Genomic DNA, 6,421 nt, shown 5'->3' with positions numbered 1-6,421 from the left:
CTTCCCGGAGTCCCGCTTTCAATTCCTTTCTTAACACAACCTATAGATAGTCAGTTAATTATATACTACTATATCTATACTGTTTACTTTCTAAACCGAAGGCTACGTGTAAATACTGGGTATAGCAGGACTTGCTGAATCAGTGCACGGTCTAAATACTTATTTCATCCATTTTCCAATCATTTACCACGGACACATCTTGCCAAACTTCTTACATCCTCGTACTAATTCATGAGTGTACACTTTGCCGTTTCATGACATTACAGGCAGGTGCGCACCGATCAAAAATCGCCACTATCCTGTCTCGGCTGAAGTGGCATTCTAACTGATCATGTAAAGGGATGAAAATACTTGAATTAAGGATCATGCGGGGACCCAACTACTGGTCCATAAAGCATCCTAAGATCATCGTGGTAAAACTGGACCTGGAAAACCTGCAGGATGTGCTGACCAACGAAGTGCATCAGTTTCCGGAGCGCCTCGAAAAGCTGTTTCCAGGTATGTATGAGCACAGATCATCTGCCGGCGTGGAAGGGGGCTTTTTCAGGCAGGTGCGCGAAGGTACTATCTTCAGTAAAGTGGTGCAGCACATTGCCCTCGAGCTACAGACCATGGCAGGCATGAACAGTGGCTATGGCCGCCGCTATCCTGCCCGGGAGGCCGGCGTAGACTATATCATCTTTTCTTACCAGCAGGAGCGCGCAGGCGAGTACGCAGCACATGCTGCTGTCCGCATCACTGAGGCGCTCATCAAAGGCAAGAGACCCAGCATCGTGCAGGACGTAGCCCGTCTCCACCAGATAAGGGAGGACGAATATTTCGGGCCCAGCACCGAGGCCATCATTACGGAAGCGGTCAGCCGGAACATCCCCTACATCAACAACCATCGCAGCGGCCTCATTCAGCTCGGGTATGGCATACACCAGAAGCACATACAGGCCGCCATGACCAGCAATACGTCTTTCTTTGCAGTTGAAAATGCCGGGAACAAGAATGTCACCAAACTGATCCTGGAAGAAGCCGGTATACCTGTGCCACAGGGCAGCATCGTGACAAACCAGGAGGAGCTGGAGGATGCACTGGATAAACTGGGTTTCCCGGTTGTGGTAAAACCGCTCAATGGGAACCAGGGCAAAGGCGCCAGCATCAACGTGCAATGCCGGAAAGATTGCATTCGGGGCTTGCACGAGGCCCAGCGCTTTTCAAAGGAGGTGATGGTGGAACAATTCATTGTCGGAGCAGACTACAGGCTCCTAGTGATCAATGGCAAGTTCATCGCTGCCGCCCGGCGTACGCCGGCGATGGTGAAGGGCGACGGGGTTTCGACCATCCAGCAACTGATCAAGGAAGTCAACAAAGATCCGAGGCGGGGTATCGGTCATGAGAAGGCGCTGACGCACATCAAGGTTGACAAAGACACGCGGGATGTATTCCGGAACAAAGGCCTCACGCTGAAATCGGTCTTGCCAGCCGGCGAAGTGCTCTACCTGAAAACGACCGCCAACCTGAGTACCGGTGGTACCGCAGCCGATGTGACGGACGTGGTGCACCCTTACAATGTGCTGATGGCCGAGCGTATCGCCGGTATCATTGGCCTGGATGTGTGTGGGATAGATGTCATGACGACAGATATTGCCATACCGTTACCCGAAACGCGTGGTGCCGTGATCGAGGTGAATGCGGCTCCCGGGCTGCGTATGCATATCTCTCCTACCGAAGGTTTACCGCGTAACGTGGCAGAGCCGATCATCAACATGCTCTTTCCGCATGGCCGCCCGACACGCATCCCGATTGTAGCCATCACCGGCACCAATGGCAAGACAACAACCAGCAGACTGGTCGCCCACATGCTCAAGTTCAAAGGTTACCACGTTGGCTATACCACGACGGACGGCATCTACATCGAGGACAAACGAATCATTAAAGGCGATACAACCGGTGCCTTCAGCAGTGAGTTTGTTCTCAAAGACCCGACTGTAAACTTTGCCGTGCTGGAATGTGCCCGGGGAGGTATGCTGCGCTCCGGACTGGCTTTCCGCCAGTGCGACATCGGCATCGTGACCAACGTGTCGGCCGACCACCTGGGGCTGGGCGATATCCATACCGTAGAAGAAATGGCGCAGGTAAAAGCCGTGATTCCCCGCACCGTTTGTGCCAATGGGTATGCGGTACTGAATGCAGACGATGACCTGGTTTACGACATGGCAACCGGCCTTACCTGCAAAGTAGCCCTGTTCAGCCTGGATGAGGAGAATCCGCGCATCCTCAAGCACATCAGCAAAGGAGGACTGGCTGCCGTTTACGAAAACGGGTATATCTCCATCTTCAAGAATACTTACAAAATACGGGTAGACCGGGTGGCCGATATTCCGCTTACTTTCGGAGGCCGGGCCAAGTTCAACATCCAGAATGTGCTGGCAGCCACCCTGGCCGGCTACATCAACCATTTCGAGATCGCCGAGATCCGTACGGCCCTGCGTACCTTCATCCCGTCTTCCGAAACTACTCCGGGACGCATGAACCTGTTCCAGCTGCCGCGTTACGAGGTGCTGATAGACTATGCCCATAACATCGCCAGCATGGAGGCCATTGCTGACTTTGTAGACAACGTACATGCGACTTACAAGATAGGCATCGTGGCCGGTGTCGGGGACCGGATGGCAGAAGACATTATCGAAGTAGGCAGAATTGCGGCAGAGACTTTTGACGAGATCATCATCCGGCAGGACAAGGACCTGCGCGGACGCGATGCCAATGAGATCAACAACCTCATGAAGCAGGGGATACTGTCTGCCAAACCCGACATGAAGATCACCGAGATCCAGCAGGAAACGCGCGCCCTGGCCCATGCGCTGGAGTACGCGCCGGAAGGTGCTTTCATTGCCCTTTTCTCAGAGGATATACCGGAGGCGCTCAAAATGGTGGAAAGCTTCCGGATCATCGAGCATCGCCGGATCTCCTCTTTGGAAACAGGCTCATAGTTAGGTTTAATAAGGTAAAAGTCCGGGCGTCTCTCCAAAAGAAAGGCACCCGGACTTTGCACATCAGGTAGGATTTATTAAAACAACTCAGGAAGACATGAAAAAATTTGCGATCGCTATACATGGTGGAGCCGAAAGTGTGAAACCAGGAGAGCTCGATAAAGAGAAGGAAAAAAAATACAGGGAAGGACTGGCCGAAGCGCTGAAAGCCGGCTATGAGGTCCTGGAAAAAGGGGGCAGCGCAATTGACGCGGTAGAGGCCGCCGTGAACTGCATGGAAGACAATCCCCTATTTAACGCCGGACGCGGAGGCAGTCTGACACAGCGGGGCGAAACAGAATTTGACGCGGCCCTCATGGATGGCAAAACCCTGCGTGTAGGCGCAGTCGGGGCAGTAAGATATGTCAGGAACCCGATCAGCCTGGCGAAGCTCATCCTCCAGAAATGCGATCACTGCCTGCTGGTCAGCACTGGTGCCGAAGAATTTGCGCTGCGCCATAAGTTGGAACTCCAGGACCCGGAATACTTTGTGACACCCGAAAAAGACAAGGCCTGGCGCGAAAAACAACTGGAAGGTCTGGCGAAAAAGCACAAGATGGCAGGCTCCATGTCAGATACGGTGGGTGCCGTGGCGCTGGATCAGAACGGAAACCTGGCCGCCGCCACTTCGACCGGCGGCCTGACCGACCAGATGAAAGGCCGGGTGGGCGATTCGCCGATCATTGGCGGCGGCACTTTTGCCAACAACGAGGTATGCGCGGTGAGCTGCACGGGCGAGGGAGAAGTGATCATGAAAGGGGTGCTGGCGCATGAACTGTATGCCATGATGAAGTATGCCGGAGATTCCGTGCAAAGTGCTGCCGACAAAGCCGTGAAGCTCCACGATGATAAGCTGCAGGGGGACAAAGGCCTGATAGCCATGGACTCAGAAGGAAAAATAGCCTTTGGCTTCAACACCGGCTTTATGAAACGCGGGTACTGGGAAGCGGAAGGAGAACCTTTTGTGGCCTTGTGGGAAGATGAAAAAGAAAGACCGGCAGCTACCAGAAAGCAGAAAGAGAAAGCAAAATAAGCCGGATGCGGCTTCCGCAATCCGTATACCGTATACACCTATACCTTAGCCCCTGGCTCCGAAAGCTGCCTGGGGCTATCGCTTTTCAAGCATGAGCAAACGAACTACGTCTTCTTATAAATTCTACGCTACTATCACGAGCAGTATTGCTTTTTGGCCGGCACTGATCGCTGTCGCTTTCTTTATGCTGGCTCTCTTCATGCTCTACTTTGAGAGTATTCCCCTGAGTGCATCCATTGAAAAGAAACTACCCTTCAGTATGGTGCGGGAAGAGGAAAATGCCCGCATGATACTCAGTACGCTGGCTGCCGGCACCATCTCCCTGACCGTATTCAGCTTCTCCATGGTGATGATCGTGCTGAGCCAGGCCTCTTCCAGCTTTTCACCCCGGGTGGTGCCGGGGCTCATCACGGTAAAGGCACATCAGCTTGTACTGGGGTTTTATATCGGCACCATTATTTATGCGCTGATCCTGCTGTTGAACATAAAAACACCGAAAGAAGATGTCCTCACTCCCACCCTGGCCATTCTCCTCAGCCTGTTCTTCGGGATCGTGTGCCTGGCCTTGTTTGTTTATTTCATTCACTCTATTTCCAGATCCATACAGGTAGACAATATCCTCAACCGTGTCTTTCAGAAAGCTTACAATATTCTGGAGCGGGAAGAGAAAGCCAGGGGCAGCAGCAATGCCACCGAACAGCAGCGTATAGAGCCAGCAGACTATGTTTTGCCTATCAGCAGCAATGGTTACCTGAAGCTGGTCGATATGCAGGAGCTAAGCGACCTGGCGCTAGAGCACGACCTGCAACTGGAATTGCAGGTGGAGGTAGGCGCTTTTTTGGTGGAGGGCAGGCCCCTCATGCGGTTGACCCGGGATCTGGCACAGGAACCGGAGCTGGCGCAGCAGTTGCAGGATTGCTTTGTTTTTTCGATGGATGAGGTCGTGATGGAAGACTTTGAGCAGGGTGTGAAGCAGCTATCTGAGATTGCCGTGAAAGCGTTGAGCCCAGGTATAAATGATCCGGCGACCGCTATCAAAGCCATTGACTTTCTGACGCTACTCTTTATCCGGAAAATGAAAAGTAAGGAACAGAACTGCTTTGTGGATGATCAGAATTGTGTGCGGGTAGTGGAGCAAACTGTTTCGCTGGATGAACTGCTCCACCGCTACCTGACCCCGATCCGCACCTATGGCAGTCAGGACCTGCAGGTAAACGTACGCCTGTTGCGCTGCCTGGAGAGCCTGATCCTGGCCGACTGCTCCACGCGTCATCATGTGGGTGCCCTTTCTCATCATGCCATGGCCGTTGTGTATAGCGCGCAGGAGTCACTTAAAAATCCGGTCGACAACGCCAGACTCAATGAGATGATCCACCACCTGAACACGACTTTGCCGGATGTGCTGAATCTGAATTTCCTGGAAGTATAGCACTTCCTGTTTTACGGTATTTAAACTTACCTCCCTTATTTGCATCCCACTTGCCCGGAATGCCAGGCAAAAAAGCTAATTTGCAGGCCAGATCCCAACCGGCAAAAACAGCGGAAGAACAAGCGAGATGGAGAAAGAACCGGCAGGTATAGCGATGACGACAGGCAATGGCATTGGCATCCGGAACGAACGCTCCTTGCATGCAGCTCTCAAGCAATGGTACGCCCTGCCCGAAGATCGTTTCGAGGTTCCCCTGGAAGGCTTTGTCATAGACTTGGTACGCGGGGAGCAACTGGTTGAGATTCAGACCCGCAACTTCACCGCCATCCGCCCGAAACTGCAGGCGCTCCTGGCACAATATCGCGTACACCTGCTGCACCCGATCACACTTGAAAAATGGGTGGTACAGGTTGATAAGAAAGGGACACAGACACTTTCCCGCCGAAAATCACCGGCCAAAGGCTGCCTCACCGACCTGTTTGAAGAACTGGTACGCCTGCCGGAGCTGATCAACCACGAAAATTTCACCATGGAGTTTCCGCTGATACAGGAGGAAGAAGTGCGCTGCAAAGACGGCAAAGGCAGCAAACACCGCAAGCGCGAAAGCCTCCGCGACAGGCGCCTGGTCCGAGTCGTGGAAACGCAGGTATTTCAGAGCAACCTGGATTTTCTGCAGTTTCTCCCTCCTTCCCTGCCGCAGCCTTTTTCGAACAAATGCCTGGCCGAAGCTACGCGCCTGCCCCTGCACCGCTGCCGCCAGATCACGTACTGCCTGCGCAAAATGGACGCTATCGTGGTGACCGGCAAAAGAGGAAACGAGCTCCTCTACGAGTGGTGATTTATACGAATTGCTGATCTGTCAGACGCTCGCAGCGTGCGTAGCTCCTGCGAGCGTCTGACAGATCAGCAATACCTATACCTATACCTATACCTGTGCAC

The 6,421-nt window shown here is 53.1% G+C and carries 4 protein-coding genes; all 4 read left to right on the top strand.

Features of this window, described 5'->3' with window-relative positions; genetic code table 11:
- Positions 1-341 precede the first annotated feature (341 nt).
- The 4 genes from cphA (at position 342) to OB13_RS13890 (ending at position 6,320) form a co-directional block, all read left to right on the top strand.
- Positions 342-2,981, top strand: a complete 2,640-nt coding sequence (gene cphA / locus OB13_RS13905; protein ID WP_461490770.1) for a cyanophycin synthetase — start codon at positions 342-344, stop codon at positions 2,979-2,981.
- A 97-nt stretch (positions 2,982-3,078) separates the two neighbouring features.
- Entirely contained in the window at positions 3,079-4,053 is a 975-nt protein-coding gene (locus OB13_RS13900; RefSeq protein WP_461490769.1) for an isoaspartyl peptidase/L-asparaginase family protein, read from the top strand.
- 91 nt (positions 4,054-4,144) lie between these two features.
- A complete protein-coding gene (locus tag OB13_RS13895) occupies positions 4,145-5,482 on the top strand; it encodes a DUF2254 domain-containing protein (protein ID WP_461490768.1) in 1,338 nt (445 codons plus the stop codon).
- Between the two features lie 127 nt (positions 5,483-5,609).
- A complete protein-coding gene (locus OB13_RS13890) occupies positions 5,610-6,320 on the top strand; it encodes a hypothetical protein (RefSeq protein ID WP_461490767.1) in 711 nt (236 codons plus the stop codon).
- Positions 6,321-6,421 lie beyond the last annotated feature (101 nt).

This window comes from Pontibacter sp. HJ8 (assembly GCF_054824225.1).
The sequence above is the reverse complement of the archived record's forward strand: the minus strand, read 5'-3'. Positions and strand labels throughout refer to the sequence as shown.

Bases quoted from the DNA above. Each gene is read 5' to 3' on its own strand.
- cphA (WP_461490770.1), top strand. From the start codon at position 342: ATGAAAATACTTGAATTAAGGATCATGCGGGGACCCAACTACTGGTCC.
- OB13_RS13900 (WP_461490769.1), top strand. From the start codon at position 3,079: ATGAAAAAATTTGCGATCGCTATACATGGTGGAGCCGAAAGTGTGAAA.
- OB13_RS13895 (WP_461490768.1), top strand. From the start codon at position 4,145: ATGAGCAAACGAACTACGTCTTCTTATAAATTCTACGCTACTATCACG.
- OB13_RS13890 (WP_461490767.1), top strand. From the start codon at position 5,610: ATGGAGAAAGAACCGGCAGGTATAGCGATGACGACAGGCAATGGCATT.